The organism is Paenibacillus sp. Y660 (genome assembly GCF_057221575.1).
In genome coordinates this window covers 22,964-41,765 of record NZ_JBXBBJ010000013.1, presented here as the reverse complement: position 1 = coordinate 41,765, position 18,802 = coordinate 22,964, and the positions used below count along the sequence as shown (strand labels likewise).

Below are 18,802 nucleotides of genomic sequence, written 5' to 3'. Positions count from 1 at the left end.
GACATTTTCAAAAAATATCCATGCTCAAATAACGCTCACCGGAATCCGGCGCTATACAAAGCACGCGTTTGCCAGCGCCAAGCCGCTTCGCAATTTGCATGGCTGCCCATACGGATGCGCCGGATGAAGGACCAAGCAGCAGCCCTTCTTTGGTCGCCAATGCTCTCATTGTGGTTAAAGCATGCTCGTCTGATACTTGAATGATTTCATCGTATATGGATGTGTTAAGAATAGCGGGAACAAACCCCGGACTTGTGCCGACCAGCTTATGCGGACCTGGCTTGCCGCCGGACAACACGGGAGACCCTTGCGGTTCTACTACAGCAACATATAAATCCGGAAGCTGCTCCTTAAGCCTCTCGCCTGTTCCGGTTATCGTCCCGCCAGTGCCAGCTGTGGCAACGAATGCGTCTAGCCTCCCGCCGGTTTGCTCCATAATTTCGAAGGCTGTCGTTATTCTGTGTATATGCGGATTAGCTTGATTTTCGAACTGATTGGGAATATAGCTGCCTGGATGCTGCTTATGAAGCTCCTCCGCCTTGCGGATCGCACCAGGCATTCTCTCTGCAGCAGGTGTCAGTACAACTTCTGCTCCATAGGCCTGAAGCAGCTTTATCCTCTCCAACGTCATGTTGTCAGGCATAATCAAAATCATCTTATATCCTCTTGCTGCTGCATTCATCGCCAGCCCAATGCCGGTATTGCCGCTCGTTGGCTCAATAATGGTGTCGCCCGGCTTGATCAAGCCCCGCTTCTCCGCATCATTAATGAGCGAGAAAGCCGTTCGATCCTTTACGCTTCCGCTTGGATTAAAGCGCTCGAGCTTGACGCATACCTCGGCACTGTCATCCCCCGGCAGACGATTTAGCCGAACGACCGGCGTATTTCCAATTAATTGCGTTATGTCCGATACGATTCTCGGCATTTCTCGTTCTCCTTCTTTTTTGCTTATGCCTGCTGCTCCTCTAAGAACGGCTTCATAAACCACCAGCCCGCAATCGGTACGACACCAACCGCAAACAACAGCCAAGTGATCGCAATAGCTGAATGGTTCTGCGGCAGCACAATTAAATACGACGTTAAGCCGATAACTCTGCCAATGACGAGTCCCGCCTCGCGAAGCACGATAAACTCCTCGCGTTCTCTCGCGCTTTCCTCGGATTGGCCAATGAGATCAAATACTCTGGAGGTCATCGGTATAATGTAAAGCGGCATAAATAGGGACGTGCCGATGCCAAGCATTAACAAGGTCGCGAACGATACCTCCCAAAACAAAGGCAAAATAACGACAGCAATCATAATGACGCCAATGAGCATCGAAAGCTTGCGATTGCTTTTTTTAAGCATTTTGCCAACAATCCAAAAGCTGACTAGAGACACTAGTGATGTAATGAGCGCAAAGGTGCCCAGCTTGCTCTCGTTTTGTGTCGCTACATATACAGTCAAGCCGACTAGGAACATGAACACGCCCTCGCGTACTCCCTGCGCAGCTATAGCCGGAAGCATCCGGCGCCAAGGATTCCCTTTTTGCATAAGCTGCTGCAGCCCATGCTTCCAATTATAAATGCCCTGAACTTTCCGCTTCTTAAGCCAAAAGCTAAGTACAACGCTAATCGAAAATATAACGAGCGATATGGTAAAAATAAGCCGATAGCCCTTTTCCCCTTGCATCGATGTAATAAGCAGTCCTGATACCCAAGGCGCAACGATGCCTGCTGCAGAGCCAAGCAAGCCAGCCCAGCCGTTAAAGCGGTCGCGGTTATCCGGGTCCGTCACTTCGAAATATACAACGTTAAATGCGATCCAAAAAAAGCCCATTGCCATCCCGTTCAAAATGCCGAGCGGTATGTAATACGCTTTTGCTTGCTGCCCGAGCAGCAGTACTGTGCAATAAAAGACGCCGGACAGAACAATTCCTATGCGGAGACTGTTCATTTTGTTATGCTCTTTCACCCATTTGCCAGCGACCCAGAACGTTAAGCCGCTCATGACATATTGGCCTAAAGTGAACCAGCCGATTAACATATACGATTGGCTTGCTTTCCATAGATATATGGGCACAAACGTACCGGATAGCGCATTCGCTACGCCATAAAGGGCTTGAACAATGAGTAAAAGAGCTGCTTGTCCATCCAAGCTTTTTGCCAAAGCTTTAGCCAAAACGATTCCTCCTTCCTCAGGGCAAATCATGGCTTCCCATGACCAGCCGATCACAAATCAGAATTTCGTTTTGTAAGGTTCCCTCTTTGGCAGTTGCCCATGCGCCCTTTATTCCAAGCACAATTATTCGTCCGGAGTTAGCCGCTTGATCATTTGCTCGCGATCGCCGAGGCTGAGCAAGGAAGAAGTGTGGTAGCAAGCCGGACAGACATACAGGCTGAGCTTGAATGGAGTCGTTAATACGGGTCCGCCAAGAGATGGGGCAATTCTAGGCTCAAACTGTTGATCCCCTACCGTCTGTACGCCAGCCTCGATCATATACGATCGGCAAACCGGACATTCCGGTATTTCTTCTTGATCATCAAGCACGCGCTGGATAGTCTCCTCTACTGCAAATCGCGCGGTATCAGCGCTGCGATAACCATCGCCCTGCTCCAGCCAGCGCTTATGGTTCGGGTCATCCGAATAATCGTTTTCCTCTTCCTCTTCCTCTACAGCCTCGTCCTCCGACCATTCATCCTGCTCGAATTCGCCATTTTGCTTAGCGGCCCTGCGGGCATCGTTGATTTTGAGCGCTTGAACAGAGCGTTCATGCTCGTCAGCCTCAACTTCATCTTCATCGTAGCCAAGCTCGATTGTCCGATAAGCGCTCAGCTCATTATCGCAATGCGGACAATGCGTTTCCGGTCCAATCTCTTCATCCCATACAATTTCCGTTAAACACCACGGACAAATCAAATGCTCTTCCATTGTTTGTCTTCCCCTCTAATGATTCATAATATAAACGACGCCAAAAGCAAAAAATAAAATAGCGACAACGATTAAAATTCTCCATAAATATTTCAAAATAGGTCCCTCCGTTATATAATGACCGTTGCTCCAATGACGTAAGAGAGCGACACCGAAATGATCATCGCGATAAGCCCAACCGCACGGTTATCGCGGGCGATTTCATCATCTATCCGGAATACAGGCGTTAGAAACTCGAATAAAAAGTAAGCTGCCATCAAAATGACAAACCCGAAGGCTCCCCAGATGAGGCTCTGATAAACCGAGTCATTCGACTCGATCGAGAAGCGAAAAATATTGCATATGCCGAAAATTTTGCCGCTGGTTGCCATAGCCACGGCCAAGTTCCCCTTCTTGATCTCGCTCCAGCATTTGTATCTGGTCACAAGCTCAAAGCAAGACAAGAACACAATGAGAGAAAGCACCGTAACCGATACATAGACAAGCGAAGCAGCGTAAGGATTGCTTAGCAGGTTATCCACTTCATTGTTCATTCAAAGCTCCCTCCCATCAGTCCTTTTCGCTGCGCTCTATTTCAGCTCAGCAACGGTAACGCCAACGCCGCCCTCGCCGTAATTGCCTAGACGATAGCTCTTCACATGGCTATGTCTGCGCAAATATTGCTGTATCCCTGTCCGAAGCACGCCAGTACCTTTACCGTGTATGATCGCCACTTGAGCAAGGCCTGACAGAAAAGCCTCGTCAAGGAAACGGTCAACCTCTAGAATCGCCTCTTCCAGATTCTCACCGCGCAGGTCAAGCTCCATCTTGAAATTATCATCTTTCGAGCGCTTCAAGCTTGCCGCAAGCTTCGGCTGCTGCACCTTTGCCGCAGCATTTGATTTCAGCAGCTCCAAATCATCCAGCGCTACCTTCATTTTCATAATGCCAAGCTGTACAGTGGCATCTGAGCCATGAACCTCTACGACGGTGCCCTTCTGATTCAAGCTGTACACCGTCACTTCATCGCCTGCTTCGATCTTGGCCGGCTTTGCAGCGGACTTAGCTGCTCCCCGCTTCGATTTTTGCAGCTCAGGGGCTGCTTCATCCAGCTTGCGACGGGCTTCAATGAGCTTATGCTCCTTAACCGAGGCCCCTTCCTCCATTGCAAGCTTGCGCAGGTCGGCGATGATTTGCTCCGCTTCGCGCTTTGCCTTCGCGACAGCCTCGCGTGCTTCTTCCTGCGCTTTTAGCAGCAGCTTATCCTTCTGCTCCTCGAATTTCATTCGCTCTGCTTCATGACGCGCTCGAAGCGTCTCCATCTCACGGCGGAGCGACTCAGCCGTTTGACGCTCGGTTTCTGCGCCTAGGCGATTTTCCTCGAGCGAGGCAATCATATTTTCAACCCGTTGGTCCTCTTCGCTCACTTCGCCTCTTGCATGATCGATAATGGAACGCGCAAGCCCTAGCCTTTCAGCGATGGCGAAGGCGTTGCTTCGACCCGGAACGCCAACGAGCAATCGATAGGTCGGACTTAATGTCGCCACGTCGAACTCCATGCTCGCATTAATGACACCCCTGCGATTATAAGCATATGCCTTAAGCTCGCTGTAATGCGTCGTTGCTACAATTCGGCTGTCCATCGCATGGACATGCTCCAATATGGCTATGGCAAGCGCAGACCCTTCAGCCGGATCGGTTCCAGCGCCAAGCTCATCGAGCAGCACTAAGCTCTTTGAAGTCATGGAGCTTAATATGCGAATAATGTTTTTGAGATGGCTGGAAAATGTACTAAGGCTTTGCTCAATACTTTGCTCATCGCCGATATCGGCATAAATCGCATCGAATACGCAAAGCTGGCTGCCATCCTCGGCAGGCACAAATAAGCCAGACATCGCCATTAGGCTCAGCAGCCCGATTGTTTTCAAGGAGACGGTCTTGCCGCCCGTATTCGGTCCCGTTACAATGATTGCGGTATACTGGTTGCCCAGCTCCACATCAATAGGCACAACCTGCTCCGGTGCAATTAGCGGATGTCGGCCGCGCTTCAGCTTCAGAAAGCCTCTGTCATTCATTCGCGGAAGCGTCGCCTTCATGCCATGGGCAAGCCGCGCCTTGGCATACGCAAAGTCGATTTGGCCAAGCAAATCGAGGTTGTATATAAGATCCTCAACATAATCCGAAGTGAGCGCGGTGAGCTTCTGCAATATTCTCTCGATTTCCCGCAGCTCGCCTGCCTTCAGCTCCCGCAGCTTATTGTTCATCGCGACGATTGCTTCCGGCTCGATGAACAGCGTAGCGCCAGATCCCGATTGATCATGCACGATTCCGCCAAAGTGCGAACGGTATTCCTGCTTGACAGGAATGACGTACCGATCATTGCGCAGCGTAACGATCGAATCCTGAAGCATCTTCTGAACCGATGAGGAGCGGATCATCTGATCCATCTTCTCCCGAATGCGCGATTCCCCGTTCCGCAGCTCCCGTCTAATCGACGCCAGCTCTGCGCTGGCGCTGTCCATAACCTCCGCCTGATCGTCAATACATTCAAAAATCGCATCCTCAAGCGGCTTATGCTCGCTGATTTGGTCCGCGATCGCATGGAGCATCGGGATCGGATTATCTTCATGCAGCAGGCTGATATGCTTCTTCACACGGCGACCGCCGCGTGCAGTAGCCGCGATGTCCAGCAGCTCTGCCGGATTAAGCGTACCGCCGATCCGCGCACGGTGAAGCGGCGCCGAAATATCCACAACGCCGCCAAATGGCGCGCTGCCTTTCAGACGGTCAGCCGTATAGGCTTCATCCGTAGCCTGCAAAATTTGCTTAACCGCTTCCAAATCGGATACAGGCTGCAGCGATTCTGCGGCCGCTTTGCCAAGCGATGTTGCCGCATGCTGTGATAATCTATGTATGATTTTAGGATATTCAAGTGTATTCAAAATTTTAGTGTCCAACAAATAACACTCCTCTCGCCTTCCTATTATAGCCGAACCGCGTCCTTCATGCACGGGCTGAACAATCGTTTCATACATAAATGATGCTCAATTGGTCACAATATTAACGAAAGAGCTGTTTTACGATGCAACTTTTGCATGTACCACCAAAGGTAAGTGCTTCAGATTAGCTTTGAATCGGCTTGCAGCCGCGCAGCCGCGAAAAAGAAAAGAAGCTGCATGAACGGCAGTTTCGATTCGTAAATTTTAGGAGGGTTTATACTATGACATTTTTGGGCCATGTTGTTCGGTTTATCGTAGCCGCGCTGGTGCTTATGCTTGTCGGGTTTATTGTACCTCAATTTAGCGTTGGTGGATTTTGGAGCGCGTTTTTCCTTGCTCTTGTCATCGCTGCCCTCGGCTGGATCATTGAAGGCATATTTGGCAAAAGGGTTACTCCTTTCGGACGCGGGATTGTTGGCTTTATCGCCAGCGCTGCCGTAATATGGATCGCCCAATTTATCGTCGGAGACGTTACGGTAACTTTGCTCGGCGCCATTTTGGCTGCGCTGGTTATTGGGATTATCGATCTGTTCATCCCAGTCAGCACCCCTTATGAATCTGGCAGACGCAACCACAACTAGCTCAGCCTTCTAAATTAGCAGCAGCAGCACAAGCGCACAAGCCCTTGATTTGCCCGGCAACGGCGGTCAAGGGCTTGTGCGCTTGTACAGCATTCTTTACGGGATTTTCTCGCTTTTTCACATGTTCTTCATTAGTTTGTCATATCGCTGTCACTGCATTTTGGCCAAAGTTGAAGTACAATGGATATGACCAAACGAAATTACAAAGCTTTACAATCGAAAGGGGTAGCAAACAAATGAAAAAATGGTTACTATTTGCAAGCGCAATGTGTCTTGTATTCGTTATCGCGGCATGCGGCGCGAACAGCTCCAATGAAGAGAATAAGGAAGCAAATACAACTGTTGCAGACAGCGGCGCTGCATCGTCTGACCTTGTTATAACTGCATCCAACTGGGAGTTTGACCAGAAAGAATATAAAATCAAAGCTGGAGAAACCGTTAATCTTAAGCTGGATTCCGTTGACGGCTTGCACAGCGCGCTAATCAAAAAAACGGATTATGAAATTACACAAGGCAAAACCGTTGCTGTAAACATCAGCGAGCCGGGTACTTATGAAATGATATGCAATATACCTTGCGGCGCTGGCCATAGGGAAATGAAAACGACGCTAGTCGTTGAATAAAACATTTAATTTCAGGCTGCTCGAAAGGTCCAAATGGACCTTCCGAGCAGCCTTTATTTTTTGATTTCTTGGTCTATTTTTAATAACATACAGGACATATTTCATATTCGCTTATATAATCTTTATTTAACAATCAACAAAAAAAGTCTAATACCCACCCCTCTTCCCCTCCCGCTCTCCCTCTGATAAGATATTCACAATATGAACAGCGAATGGAGGACTGGTGATGGGAGCACTGCAAAATCGAGTCGCCATTATTAGCGGAGCTGGGACGGGATTAGGCCGAGCAGCAGCCATTTCTTTTGCAGCGGAGGGAGCAGATGTCGTCCTGCTGGGAAGACGCCTGGCTAAACTGGAAGAAACCGCATTGGTCGTAAAAGAGAAAACGGGCAAAGCAGCGCTTGTGCTGCAAACAGACGTATCCGACGAGCAACAGGTACAGGAATCGATTTCTGCCGCCACTGAGCACTTTGGCCGCATCGATATTATATTGAACAATGCAGCCGTTTTAGAGCAAGGAACCGTGCATGAATTATCGTCCGATGAGTGGCAAAATCAAATCGCTATCAACCTAACAGGACCGTTTCTGCTGACGAAGGCTGTTCTTCCGGCTATGCGCAAAGCAAAATACGGACGAATCATCAATATAACCTCCGGCCTTTCGTGGAACGGAGCAGGCGGTTACGCAGCATACAGCGCCGCTAAAGCCGGACTTGAATCGTTAACCCGCACATTGGCCGATGAAGAGCATGAGCACGGCATTCTCGTTAACTTATACAATCCTGGCACGCTCCGTACCGAAATGCATGCAACGGGCAAAGATCCCGCAATTGTGACCCCCGATCTGCTAAGGCTAGCCAGCTTGTCTGCCCTTGGCCCTACCGGAACAATCGTCTCTTATGGCTAATCTAATAACGATAAAAAAACCGCATCCAACAAGCCGGCCATTGCCAAAGCTTGTTGCTGCGGTTTTTGCTGTTTATTCAGACTAACTGTGTTCGATAAGCTCAATCCATTCGTTATATTCGGTTTGCAGCTTCGAGTATTCATTTTTCAGCTTATGATGCTGCTCGAGCAAATCAGCATGATCCTCGGCGAGCTTCTCCGCGGAACGCGTCGCTTCATCCCGCTCATACGAGAGCGACTCTAACGCGCTCGCTGCTTCGTCGCGCTCGTGAGCCAGCTTCTCGGCTTTGCGCGCAGCCTCATCACGCTCTTGCGCAAGCTTAGACGTATGCTCGCTCAGCTCTTCCTTCAGCTCGGATGCTGAAGCGGCTTCCTGCATCGCTTTCTCCAGCTGCTCGCGCAGCGCTTCTTCGTCCGCTTCACGCGACCGCTTCTCTAGCTCAAGCTGCTGCGCTTCCGCAGCCGTCTGCTCGGCATATTGCTGCTGCGCTTGCAGGCGCTCGCTGAGCTCCCGTTCGCGGGCTGCTGCTGCCTCCAGCTGCTGTGAGGCAATGCGCTCGCGCGCAGCCGTAAATTCAAGCTGCTCGGTCAGCTCTTGCTCCCTCGCCTCCAGCATCTCAAGCTCGGCCTTGTAGGTTTGCTCGCCGTCTGCAGCCGAAGCGGCTATTTTCTCGATTCGTTCAAGCTGCGCTTGCAGCTTCTGAATCGCAGTCTCATAATCATGCTGCTGTTGAAGGAGAAGCTCCTCTTGGTTGGCTGTAAGCTGCTTTAACTGCTCATCGTAGGAAGCGGCCAATTGCTGCAAGCGCTCCTCGCGTTCGTCCGCCATCCGGCTGCGTTCCTCTTCCTGCTTCGCGGCAAGCTCGTTATAACGCTCCTCATACTCATCAACCAGCTGTTCGGAACGTGCCGCTTCCTTAGCGGCAATCACCTTCGATTGCTCTTCAAAATCGCTAGCCAGCTGTTTATTTTGATTTTCAAATTGAATGGCCTGCTCAAGCAGTTGTTCTTCATATTGATCCGCGAGACGTTTGGATTGCTCTTCAAGCTCCGCGTCCTTCTGCCTTGCCAGCTCATCATACTCGCGAGCAAGCTTTCTATCCTGCGCTTCGCGCTCGGCTGCCTGCTGCTTCGCCCGCTCCTCGTATTCATAAGCAAGCTGCTTCGATTTCTCCTCAAATTCATGAGCGAGCTGCTTGCTCTGTTCTTCGTATTGAACGGCTTGATCCAGAAGCGACTCTTCATATTGATGAACCAGCTTCTGAATCTGCTCCTCATGCATCGCGGCAAGCTCTTTATCCCGTGCATCCCGCTCGGCTGCGAGACGTTCATACCGTTCATTGCTTTCCGCGGTAAGCTGTTTAAACAGCTCGTCATTTTCAGCTTCTACGACCCGGAGCCGATCCTCCTGCTCGAGGCGCAGCGAGCTCACAAGCCCGCGCTTCTCTTCCTCAAGCGTCCGCAGCTGCTGCTCATGCTCTTCATTCAGCAAATCCCGCTGCTTTTCAAGCTCAGCGCGCAGCATATGCTGCTGCTCCTCGATATGAGCTTGGTGAATCAGCTCATTCTCTTCCTGCTCCAGCTGCAGCTTCAGCAGCTGCTCCTCGAGCTGAAGCTGCTGCGAGCCTTGCTGCTGCTCACGCTCCTGCGCCTCTTTGAGGCGCAGCTGCAAATCCGTTGCGCGCTTATCTGCAGCAGAAACGTGGCTCCGCTCGTGTGCAAGCTTCTGCTCCAGCTCCTGCACCTGAGCGCTCGCTTCGCTATTGTGCGCTTGCAGCTCTTCAAGCTTGCTGCGCGTATCATTCAGCTCGCTTTGGACAAGCTGCAATTCGCTCTCGCGTTCGCGAACATCCTGCTCTAGCTGCGCAAAGGAAGTTCGGAACGTTTCCTCCTGCTCCATCGCCTGCACGAGTTGATCATCCGCAGCCGATAGACGCTGCTCCAGCGCCTCCTTATCAGCCTTCCAGCTTTGCTGAAGCTCGGCTACCTGCGCCTGAAGCCTGCTTCGCTCCTCCAGCCAGCCGTTTCTGCGGCGCTCAAGATCTGCGCGAAACGCTTGCTCAGCCTTAGCGGCTTCAGCCTTCCAAGCCTGCTCGCGCTCCTCGCTCTGGCGGGCAAGGGCAAGCTGCGAGGATTCGGCATGGGCCAGCCAGCTCAGCTCTCGCTCATCCCATTTGCCCTGCCAGCTCCCTTCAAGCTGCGCTAGCAACGACTCTTTCTCCTCCGCTGCCGTTAATAGCGACGCTTCATGCTCTGCGGTCAATGCGGCTAGCTGCCCATCCTTCTCGCTTCTTAGCGCCTCTATTTCTTCCGCTCTCACTCTTTCGAGCTCATTGATTTGTATTTCCTTATCCAGCTCAAGCTCCATTAATTGGCTTTCTTTCGCTTGAAGCAGCTCTGACAACTCCGATTCCATTCTGCTCCGAAGCTCAGTCAGCTCATTTTCCTTAGCGCGTGCAAGCTCCAGCAGCTGTGCATCTTTTTCCTCGTTCAGCGCCCGCTCCTCTGATTCCTTCTGATTTTGCAGCGCTGACAGCTCGCTATCCATTCTGATCTGAAGCTCGGCAAGCTCTGTATCCAATCTATTCTGGAGTTCGGTCAGCTCGGTTTCCTTAACGCGTTTCAGCTCGTCCAGCTCGGCTTGCTTCTCCGCTTGAACACGCGCCAGCTGTTCATCCTTCTTCGACCTAAGCGCTGCGATCCGCTCCACATTTTCTTGCGTAAGCCGCAGAATCGTTTCCTCCTGCAGCTTGATCGCTTCTGCTGCCGCCGCTTGCTGGGCGGATGACTGCTCTGCCGCAAGCGCAAGCAGCTCGGCTAGCTCCGCTTCAGCAGCCTCCTTTGCCTTTTGCAGCTGCTCGCTCGCCATTCGCTTCGTCTCGTCTAGTTCAGCTTGCAGCGAGACTGCCTGCTCGCTTATTTTCTCCAGCTCCGAAATCATGAGGTTAAGCTTTGCTTCCTCCTCTAGGAGCCTTGTATTATCACGCCGCAACCGGAAAACTTCCTCCGTTATTTGAACGGCTGATAGCACCGCCAGCTTCGGCATATCAAGACGCGGATAGCCCTTAGCCAGCTTTTTCATGCTTTCGTCGATTGCCGCAGCAACCCTCTTCATATATTCCACGTTGGAATGACCTTTTAATTTATATTGAACTCCATATATATCAACCGTAACAACTGTTTGTTCAGCATCCATTAAGGCGAATCCTCCTATTGTCCAAGTCGAGCAAGCGTAAACGGCTGAACGTAGCATTTGGCTTCAAAAGCTCGTTTCGCGTTGAAATACCGCATAATAATCGTTGAAATAACAATTATGCCTTGTATTTACAAGGAAAAAGCCGCATCAATAGCTCACTAGGAACTATTTCGATGCGGCTTTGGAGGTTTCCTGCCTACTTGCGTAATTCCGCTGCAAAAGATTGTTCTAATTGTAAAACAACCTTCCCATGCAGTTCCGTTACCTCTTCATCCGTCAAAGTACGCTCGCCATGACGGTAAACAAGCGATAGCGCTACGCTCTTTTTGCCAGCTCCAAGCTTCTCTCCGGTGTATACGTCAAAGACGCGAACGGATTCAAGCAATTCGCCTGCAATCTCCCATGCAACATTGGTTAGCTTAGCAGCCGCAACCGCTTGGTCAACGACTACCGCGATGTCGCGCTGCATAGCCGGATAACGAGGAAGCACCTTGTATTCGATCTCCGAATCAGCCAGCTCATAGATCAAATCAAGACCGATCTCAAGCACATACGTATCAGCTAGATCCGCTTCAATCTGAAGCGCAGGATGCAGCTGTCCGACATAGCCGATCACTTCATTGCCTTTAGGCGTATGAAGGCGAACGGCAGCCGTTCTGCCAGGGTGGAAATGCTCAGGCTGAGCCGCTTCATACGTAACACTTGCCGTTAAGCCAAGCACAGCGAATATCGTCTCCAAAATGCCCTTAGCATCGTAGAAGTCTACCTGCGCCGCCTTCGCGTTCCATTGTGACTCTGTGCGATTGCCGGTTAGAAGCGCAGCAAATCGATGCTTCTCATGAGGCAAGCGCGTCAGCTGCTCTTCATCGGTGTGAAATACGCTGCCGATTTCAAACAGCGCTGCTGATTCATTTTTACGGTTGCGGTTATAGGCGGCTGTTTCGAGCAGTTGTGCGACAAGCGTCGTGCGCAATACGCTGCGGTCTTCGCTCATCGGCATCGCAAGGCGAACCGGATTCGTATGCTCTGCAAGCGACGGGAACAGCTTCGTGCGCTCAGGTCCCGTGAAGGAATAGCTGACCACCTCATGCAATCCAGCATCCGATAGGCGCTTGCGCAGCTCTCGGCGAATCGCCTGCGGCTTCGTCAAGGAGCCCGGCACGACATCGCCATGAATATGCGTAGTTGGAATTTCATCGTAGCCGTGAAGGCGTGCAACTTCCTCAATCAGATCAACCGCGCGCGTAATATCGCCGCGGCGAGTCGGTACATTTACCGTAAACACATTGCTGTCAGACAGCTCATATTCAAAATGCAATCGGCCAAAAATCGTCTGAACCTCTAGTCTTGAAAGCTCTGTGCCGAGATAGCTGTTAATTTTGTCCAAGGAAACCGCCACTTTGGCTGGCTTCGCCTCTCCTGCCGTTACTTCTACGATGCCTTCCGCAACTAAGCCTTCCGCAAGCTCTGCGATAAGGGAAGCAGCTCGGTCCAGCGCAGGGATTACTCTCGCCGGATCAACCTCTTTCTCGAAGCGGATGCTCGATTCCGAGCGAAGTCCAAGCTGACGCGACGTTTTTCTTACGGTGCCGCCATCAAATTTTGCCGATTCAAGCAAAATATTAACCGTCTCGCCCGTTACCTCGGTGCTCGCACCGCCCATCACGCCCGCAAGCGCGATCGGCTCCTTGCCGTCGGTAATAACAAGCATATGCGGCTCAAGCTTGCGCTCTTGGTCATCCAAGGTTACAAGCGTTTCGCCAGCTTTCGCTAGTCGCACATCGATGCGTCCGCCCGGAAGGCGGTCTGCATCAAAGGCATGCAGCGGCTGTCCATACTCGAGCATAACGAAGTTGGTAACGTCAACGACGTTGTTGATCGGACGAACGCCGGCAGCGATCAGACGATTTTGCAGCCACAATGGGGATACGCCGATTTTTACGCCTTTAATATAACGAGCCGAGTAATGCGTGCATTGCTCGGGCGCGCTGATGCTGACTTTTACTAGAGCGTCTGCGCGCTCGGTTGTGTGATGAATAACAGCGCTTGGCAAACGAACCTCGCGGCCAGTCAAAGCACCGATTTCATACGCTACGCCGAGCATGCTAAGGCAATCCGAACGGTTCGGCGTCAGATCCAGCTCAAGCACTTCATCGTCAATAGCCAGCACATCATTAATAGATGCGCCAATTTTCGTTGCGGCCGGAAGGACAAGAATGCCCTCCTGCTGCTCCTTCGGAAGAAGCTTTTCGTTCAGGCCAAGCTCCTTCGCGGAGCAGATCATCCCTTGGGATTCTACGCCGCGCAGCTTCGCGCGCTTGATTTTGAAATCGCCGGGCAGTACAGCTCCAATCAAAGCAACCGGAACAAGCTGGCCCGCATCGACGTTTTTGGCGCCGCATACGATTTGAAGCTCTTCGCCCGTGCCAACGTCCACCTTGCACACGTTCAGCTTATCCGCATCCGGATGCTTTTCCTTCGACTTCACATAACCGACTACGACACCGGTTACGCCCTTGTTGCGAGATTCGACAACGTCGATTTCAATGCCGCCGCGCGTCATCTTCTCCGCAAGCTCTTCCCCGCTGAATCCGGATAGGTCGATATATTCATTTAACCATTTATAGGATACATTCATCTCTCTTCTTCCCTTCTCTCATTGCTACATTCTTGCGAATTGGCTTAAGAAACGCAGATCGTTCGTATAGAAATGACGAATATCGTCAATGCCGTATTTCAACAACGCGATACGCTCAACGCCCATGCCGAAGGCAAAGCCGCTAACCTCTTCAGGGTCATAGCCGCCCATTTCGAGAACGCGCGGGTGCACCATGCCGCAGCCCAAAATTTCGAGCCAGCCCGTGTGCTTGCACATCCGGCAGCCTTTGCCGCCGCATTGCACGCAGGTTACGTCAACCTCTGCGCTTGGCTCCGTGAAAGGAAAGAAGCTCGGGCGAAGTCTGATTTGCGCTTGTGCGCCGAACATTTGCTGCACGAATTGCAGCAGCGTGCCTTTCAAATCGCTCATTCGAATGTTTTTGCCGATGACAAGGCCTTCGATCTGATTGAACTGGAACGAATGCGTCGCATCGTCATCATCGCGGCGGTATACCTTGCCTGGACAAATAACTTTAACCGGCGTTTGGCCGTTCATCGCCTTCATCGTCCGTACTTGTACTGGCGACGTATGCGTACGCATAAGAATATCATCCGTTACGTAGAACGAATCCTGCATATCGCGCGCGGGGTGGTTTTTCGGAAGATTCAGCGCCTCGAAGTTGTAATAATCCGTTTCCACCTCTGGCCCCTCGGCAATCGTATAGCCAAGACCGATAAATACGTCCTCGATCTCCTGTGCGACCTTGTTCAAAGGATGCACGGAGCCAGTCGGAAGCTGCTTGCCTGGAAGTGTGACGTCAAGCGTTTCCGCCAAAAGACGGTTATTCGTCTCGGCTTGCTGGAATGCCTCCTGCTTCTCGTCAATGACCGACTCAATTGCGGCGCGAACATCGTTCGCAACCTGACCGATTACCGGGCGCTCTTCAGCGCTAAGTCCGCCCATTCCACGCAAAATTTCGGTCAAAGCACCTTTTTTGCCAAGATATTTGACGCGCAAATCATTTAACTGCTGTGGGGTATCTACATGCTGCAGCTCCTGCAGCGCTTCGCCGCGCAGTCCTTCCAATCTTTCCTTCATTCCTCTTCGCCTCCATATCATCATCCCTAAATCATGACACAAAAAAAGGCCCTCTCTCCCTAAAGGGACGAAAGAACCGTGGTACCACCCTAATTCGGATTACTCTCCAGCTGTGCGCAAAAACCACATATGGTTGTCGCTTGGGTCTTTAACAGCGGATTGCAATCCCTTAGCCCCATAACGGCGGGAACCGGACCTTCCCTACTCGCGCCGTGCGGCATGCCGACATGACGGTTCAGGTGTCTGCTCCGGAGTGAACTTCTGCAGCCTGATATCACAAAGACGCTCTCAATCTACGGCGTCTTCTCCCTGTGCGAATGCACTGCTTACTTTTCTCCATCATCGCTTTACTTTGGATTATGAAACATTAATCTTTATTATATGCAATCAGCAGAAGCGATGCAACTGCAAAACCCGCTTTTTGTTATGAATCCATACAACCTTCATAAATTGTATCTTATTGCTGAGCATGCTGCTGGATAAAAGCTAATATCGGCTCGGGCTGCTCCAAGCTATGCGGGTGATGACCCTCCCGGCTTCATGATCAGCTTAGTTGTCCCGCCAAACTTATGATGTCGCCATTGCAACAGATCCAAGTATTATTTTACGAAAATGTTCACTCAAACGACCGGCATCTCGCCTATGCATTATTCTTTAGTATAGACCGTCTCTTTTAAGTATCTACTTTTGAGCTGATTCTTCCCAAAGATGGAGGTGGAAATTGGCGCTGGAAGAACTACCGCTTTTTGGCAGCAAAAAACTGCCCAGCAAGATCATCGTTTTTTTTCGATCTTCTGAACAGCTAAGTATCGCCTACACGAAAGTTATACGAATTCTTCTCAGCCTCTCGAATACATTCTAATGCGGCAACTACAGCTTCCGCTACGTTTCGACTATACCTTGCTCAAAAGCGTATCGCGTCAGCTGCACCCGATTGTCGAGATGAAGCTTTTGCAAAATGTTTTTGAGGTGATTTTTGACCGTGTGCTCAGACAAGCTAAGCTCCATTGCAATCTCGCGGTTAGATGCCCCCGTCGCAACTCGCTCGAGCACCTCTTTCTCCCGTTCCGTCAGCGGAGTTGTTATTACGTCAGCATCCTTATCAAGCGATTGCAATTTGCTCGCCGGCCGCTTCACCGCCTGCGGCTTGCTTGCCGAGAACTCCTGGAGCAAGCGGAAGGCAAGCTCCTTCGACATCGGCGCCTCATCCAGCGAAATCGCGCGCAAATATTCCATCCATGCGGATGGTGCTAGATTTTTAAGCAGATAGCCCTGCGCCCCACGCTTGATCGCTTCAAACAAATTCGTAATGTCATCGGATACCGTAACCATGACAATCTTCAAGGACGGCATAAGAAGCTTGAGCCGATGCGTCGCTTCAAGTCCGCCCATGCCAGGCATATTGATATCCATCAGCACCAAATCCGGCTTCAATTGTTGAATGGCGGCTATCGCCGACTCGCCGCTATCCGCCTCTCCTACAACGCCAAAGGAGCTGTCGCTCATGACGATATCGCGCATGCCTTCCCGCCCGTGGGGATGATCGTCTACCAAAAAAACACGCACCTGCGCCGTTTGCTCCGTCATTTCGATTTGCTCCCTCCAATGATTTCAACTAGAGTGCCCTGCGGCTTCGCCTGCTGCACCGTCACGTTCCAGCCCATCGCCTCCGCCCGATCCAGCATCATTCTGACGCCGTATTTCCCTTTTCCATAAAGCTTCTCCTCCGCGGCGCCTATGCCGTCATCATGAATCGAGCAGCGAAAGTCGCTTCTCTTTCCATCCGAACGGATCCTGCCTTCCCCTTGGATAACGATATGTCTCGCATTCGCATGCTTCTGTGCATTCATTAGCGCTTCGCGCATAATGGCAAGCAGCTCGACCTTTTGCTTATAGGTAAGCAGTCCTTCCTGCACCTGCCATTTCACAGCCGTTTGAATGCCGCCGGTCTGCTCCATTTCTTCCGTTAAATGATGAATGCTCTGCATCCAAGACATATCCGCCGGCAAAGGGGAATGCTGCAAATTGGCAATAGACTGCCTCACGTCGTCATAGACATGACGAACGGTTCTTCTAATTTGATCCGTCGTTTGCTTCGCATCTGTTTCGGTCTGCACCCGCTCCAGCTTGTCCAGCTTAACCGAGAGCATGAACAGCGATTGAGAGATGCCGTCATGAAGCTCTCGAGCAAGCTGCTCCCGCTCCTCGAAGGCTGCTTTAACGATTCGTTCCCGCTGCAGCGTCTCCTGCATATGCTCAAGTCTCGTGAACAGCGATCGCAGCAGCGTCAGTGTAATAATAAATACAAATATCGGTGCAAGAACATTGCCGAGCTCCATAGAAATGAACGGAAGCAGAAGCGTATGGCGCAAATATTCCCATAATCCAATCGCAACGGTTGGAATCCAAAGGATAAGCCATTTTAACCATTTATAAGACATGTCCGCTTCTCCTTCCTTAATCATTAATCATTATGAAAAGGGATGATCTGCTTCGTTTCCGCACCAGTCTGATCCGTAATAAAAAGCTCCGCCGTCCATACGCCGCGCGTAGGCAGATCAACCCTGCCCGATGCATAGTCCGTTTCAATAAAGCCCGGGAAGGATAAAAAATCTTCGCCGCTGTCGCCTAATAGAGGCACCTCGATGGCTGGGCGCTGCGGATGATCCACTGCCCAAAGCAGCATTCGTACGGATGTTGGTGCGCCAAGCTGCTCAGGCAGCCATATTTTCACCTCTACGCGGTTTGGTCCGGGCCCATTTGGCGTAATATTAATGGTGTAATGCAGGTTCTCGCCCATTCGATGATAGTTCAGCGGTTCCGTGTCGGGTACGGGACTAACATAGGTGAAAATACTTGCGATTATGAGCACAGTGGTCATTAATACCCCATCCAGCTTCAGCAGCTTGCCGTTTGGCAGCTTCCCCTGCTTGGCTCGCCTATGAAGCAGAAAGCCTGCGCAAGCGATGAATAGTACCAAGACAGCTTTGACAAGCAGCATGAGGCCCCAGCTCGTATAATACAAATATCGCCAAGATGGCAGAAGAAGAACCGTCATCAGCATTCCGCTCACCGTCAGCAGCAATATACTCAGCCACGCTGCCTTCGTAAATCGCTCCGCGAATCTTCCCGCTTCCTTGCGGTCAGCCCGCCAGAATAGCAGCAGCAGCGTCAAGCCCCCGGCCCAAAGTGCAGAGCTTGCGGTATGTATAAAGTCGAGCACGATTGCAAGCGTATTGTTAGGGAGCGCATTAACATGTCCGTTGAAGCTTTCCGCGGCAGCGAGCAGCAGCGCCCATATGATTTTGAAGGAATCAGACAACTTAAGAACGACAAAACCCAGCAGGGAAAGCACAATGATCGCAAGCCACGATCGTCCTGTCGACGTTTCCGCAAGCAATCGAACCCACTCGCTTGAACTGCTGCCTTCATACCCCTTCAGCAAATAGCTGACATGTACGAATACAAATACAAGGACAGCAAGCAGCAGCCCCCTTAATATATAAATCCCCCACTTGTTCAACAGGTTGCGCGAGATGTCGCTTGCATCCTTCGAAAATGCTGCGGACCAAAGCATAAAGCCAGCCGCCAGCATAAACGCGAAATAATATATGGCTCTTACCGCAAAAAATAAAACCTGCTGAACCGTGATGCCTACTTCAGGGCTTGCTGCTTCCGAATGATTGTGACCAACCTGCTTATGCGGGTCAAAGGAGGTCGATGCCAGATTGGCTGTCTGCTGCGCAAAAACAAGCTCCGGTGGAATCAACATGGATGCACTTGCAGTGAGGATAAGAACCAGTATGCTGACTGATATTAAGCTCGCCCGCTTGAGGGACGAAGATAGATAATCGTTAGTTTGAAGAAGAGCAGTACCCAATGATGTCACATCCCTCTAAGTCATTCTGCTC

General features: G+C 51.1%; 14 protein-coding genes. 3 read left to right on the top strand and 11 right to left on the bottom strand.

Features of this window, described 5'->3' with window-relative positions; all coding sequences use genetic code 11:
- Positions 1–7: 7 nt before the first annotated feature.
- From cysK to AC2TDN_RS15750, 5 genes are all read right to left on the bottom strand, one after another.
- Positions 8–925 carry a cysteine synthase A gene (gene cysK / locus AC2TDN_RS15770; RefSeq protein ID WP_482067180.1) on the bottom strand — a complete coding sequence of 306 codons (918 nt, stop codon included), beginning with the start codon at positions 923–925 and terminating at the stop codon, positions 8–10.
- A gap of 23 nt (positions 926–948) precedes the next feature.
- Positions 949–2,160, bottom strand: coding sequence for an MFS transporter (locus AC2TDN_RS15765; RefSeq protein WP_484688786.1), 1,212 nt, complete (start codon positions 2,158–2,160; stop codon positions 949–951).
- Between the two features lie 123 nt (positions 2,161–2,283).
- Positions 2,284–2,910 carry a hypothetical protein gene (locus AC2TDN_RS15760; RefSeq protein WP_484688783.1) on the bottom strand — a complete coding sequence of 209 codons (627 nt, stop codon included), beginning with the start codon at positions 2,908–2,910 and terminating at the stop codon, positions 2,284–2,286.
- A gap of 110 nt (positions 2,911–3,020) precedes the next feature.
- On the bottom strand, positions 3,021–3,443 hold the full coding sequence (locus tag AC2TDN_RS15755; protein ID WP_169086878.1) for a DUF350 domain-containing protein: 423 nt from the start codon (positions 3,441–3,443) through the stop codon (positions 3,021–3,023).
- A 36-nt stretch (positions 3,444–3,479) separates the two neighbouring features.
- On the bottom strand, positions 3,480–5,846 hold the full coding sequence (locus AC2TDN_RS15750) for an endonuclease MutS2 (protein WP_482067183.1): 2,367 nt from the start codon (positions 5,844–5,846) through the stop codon (positions 3,480–3,482).
- A 263-nt stretch (positions 5,847–6,109) separates the two neighbouring features.
- Here AC2TDN_RS15750 and AC2TDN_RS15745 point away from each other — a divergent pair, with 263 nt between their 5' ends.
- The 3 genes from AC2TDN_RS15745 to AC2TDN_RS15735 all read left to right on the top strand — a co-directional run bounded on the left by AC2TDN_RS15745 (position 6,110) and on the right by AC2TDN_RS15735 (position 7,999).
- Positions 6,110–6,469 carry a phage holin family protein gene (locus tag AC2TDN_RS15745; RefSeq protein WP_482067184.1) on the top strand — a complete coding sequence of 120 codons (360 nt, stop codon included), beginning with the start codon at positions 6,110–6,112 and terminating at the stop codon, positions 6,467–6,469.
- Positions 6,470–6,705: 236 nt separating this feature from the next.
- Positions 6,706–7,092, top strand: coding sequence for a cupredoxin domain-containing protein (locus AC2TDN_RS15740; protein ID WP_482067185.1), 387 nt, complete (start codon positions 6,706–6,708; stop codon positions 7,090–7,092).
- A 226-nt stretch (positions 7,093–7,318) separates the two neighbouring features.
- Positions 7,319–7,999, top strand: coding sequence for an SDR family NAD(P)-dependent oxidoreductase (locus AC2TDN_RS15735; RefSeq protein ID WP_484688780.1), 681 nt, complete (start codon positions 7,319–7,321; stop codon positions 7,997–7,999).
- A gap of 81 nt (positions 8,000–8,080) precedes the next feature.
- Here the strand turns inward: AC2TDN_RS15735 and AC2TDN_RS15730 are convergent, their stop codons facing one another.
- From AC2TDN_RS15730 to AC2TDN_RS15705, 6 genes are all read right to left on the bottom strand, one after another.
- On the bottom strand, positions 8,081–11,194 hold the full coding sequence (locus AC2TDN_RS15730) for a hypothetical protein (RefSeq protein WP_484688778.1): 3,114 nt from the start codon (positions 11,192–11,194) through the stop codon (positions 8,081–8,083).
- Positions 11,195–11,390: 196 nt separating this feature from the next.
- Positions 11,391–13,832, bottom strand: coding sequence for a phenylalanine--tRNA ligase subunit beta (pheT, locus tag AC2TDN_RS15725; RefSeq protein ID WP_484688776.1), 2,442 nt, complete (start codon positions 13,830–13,832; stop codon positions 11,391–11,393).
- 24 nt (positions 13,833–13,856) lie between these two features.
- The gene (gene pheS, locus AC2TDN_RS15720; RefSeq protein WP_484688774.1) at positions 13,857–14,891 is read right to left on the bottom strand and encodes a phenylalanine--tRNA ligase subunit alpha; all 1,035 of its coding nucleotides are present in this window, start codon (positions 14,889–14,891) and stop codon (positions 13,857–13,859) included.
- 882 nt (positions 14,892–15,773) lie between these two features.
- Positions 15,774–16,478, bottom strand: a complete 705-nt coding sequence (locus AC2TDN_RS15715) for a response regulator (RefSeq protein WP_482067190.1) — start codon at positions 16,476–16,478, stop codon at positions 15,774–15,776.
- Positions 16,475–17,332: a sensor histidine kinase gene (locus AC2TDN_RS15710; RefSeq protein ID WP_482067191.1), complete on the bottom strand. Its 858-nt coding sequence runs from the start codon at positions 17,330–17,332 to the stop codon at positions 16,475–16,477. Before AC2TDN_RS15710 ends, AC2TDN_RS15715 begins: the two co-directional genes overlap by 4 nt.
- 23 nt (positions 17,333–17,355) lie before the next feature.
- Positions 17,356–18,663: a copper resistance D family protein gene (locus AC2TDN_RS15705; protein WP_482067192.1), complete on the bottom strand. Its 1,308-nt coding sequence runs from the start codon at positions 18,661–18,663 to the stop codon at positions 17,356–17,358.
- Positions 18,664–18,802: the final 139 nt, after the last annotated feature.

Coding starts and splice junctions, on each gene's coding strand:
- AC2TDN_RS15715 (WP_482067190.1), bottom strand. CDS start 16,478: ATGACGGAGCAAACGGCGCAGGTGCGTGTTTTTTTGGTAGACGATCAT.
- cysK (WP_482067180.1), bottom strand. CDS start 925: ATGCCGAGAATCGTATCGGACATAACGCAATTAATTGGAAATACGCCG.
- AC2TDN_RS15710 (WP_482067191.1), bottom strand. CDS start 17,332: ATGTCTTATAAATGGTTAAAATGGCTTATCCTTTGGATTCCAACCGTT.
- AC2TDN_RS15730 (WP_484688778.1), bottom strand. CDS start 11,194: ATGGATGCTGAACAAACAGTTGTTACGGTTGATATATATGGAGTTCAA.
- AC2TDN_RS15705 (WP_482067192.1), bottom strand. CDS start 18,663: ATGTTGATTCCACCGGAGCTTGTTTTTGCGCAGCAGACAGCCAATCTG.
- pheT (WP_484688776.1), bottom strand. CDS start 13,832: ATGAATGTATCCTATAAATGGTTAAATGAATATATCGACCTATCCGGA.
- AC2TDN_RS15735 (WP_484688780.1), top strand. CDS start 7,319: ATGGGAGCACTGCAAAATCGAGTCGCCATTATTAGCGGAGCTGGGACG.
- AC2TDN_RS15760 (WP_484688783.1), bottom strand. CDS start 2,910: ATGGAAGAGCATTTGATTTGTCCGTGGTGTTTAACGGAAATTGTATGG.
- AC2TDN_RS15755 (WP_169086878.1), bottom strand. CDS start 3,443: ATGAACAATGAAGTGGATAACCTGCTAAGCAATCCTTACGCTGCTTCG.
- pheS (WP_484688774.1), bottom strand. CDS start 14,891: ATGAAGGAAAGATTGGAAGGACTGCGCGGCGAAGCGCTGCAGGAGCTG.
- AC2TDN_RS15740 (WP_482067185.1), top strand. CDS start 6,706: ATGAAAAAATGGTTACTATTTGCAAGCGCAATGTGTCTTGTATTCGTT.
- AC2TDN_RS15745 (WP_482067184.1), top strand. CDS start 6,110: ATGACATTTTTGGGCCATGTTGTTCGGTTTATCGTAGCCGCGCTGGTG.